This window comes from Pseudonocardia yuanmonensis, from assembly GCF_039542425.1.
GTDB lineage: Bacteria > Actinomycetota > Actinomycetes > Mycobacteriales > Pseudonocardiaceae > Pseudonocardia > Pseudonocardia yuanmonensis.
In genome coordinates, this window is record NZ_BAABIC010000078.1 from 1 (window position 1) to 550 (window position 550).

Sequence of the window (550 nt, forward strand, 5' to 3'; positions counted from 1 at the left end):
GTCCGGCTCCGGCAAGTCCGTGACCAGCCTGTCGATCATGGGCCTCTTGCCCAAGCCGGCGGGCCGCATCGAAGCGGGCAAGATCCGCTTTCGCGACATCCAGGCGCAGCCGCGCAAGATCATTTCGGCGCCCACCTGGTCGGGCCTGGAAAGCGAAGAGGTCAGCTACAACGCCGGCTACACCAACGTGCACGAGCTGATCCCATGGCGCACCCTTACCGGCCGCCAGCAGTTCTACCAGGACCACCGCTGGATGCTGGATTTCGGCGAAGGCCTGTGCGTGTATAAGCCCGCCATCGACACCAAGACCATCGCGCCGATGCTGGGCCGCTACCCCAACGGTGAAAAGGAACTGGTGCTCAATTGGCTGACGCCGCACCAGAAGTCCCCACGGAGACAGTGAGAGGGGCTCAACCGCCGCCTGCGCCGGCTCCTGCTGCGAAACCCTCAATCCACATCAGAGCTTCCCTTCAAGACAGACCTCATGCGAAAAATCATCAACCGTCGACGACTGTCCAGGCGACTGGCGACAAGATGAAAGGCCCAACAG

General features: G+C 62.4%; 1 protein-coding gene. It reads left to right on the forward strand.

Annotated features, from left to right (window positions below):
- The coding region (locus ABD990_RS34195; RefSeq protein ID WP_345384947.1) for a hypothetical protein at positions 1 to 403 on the forward strand (403 nt) is incomplete at its 5' end.
- Positions 404 to 550: the final 147 nt, after the last annotated feature.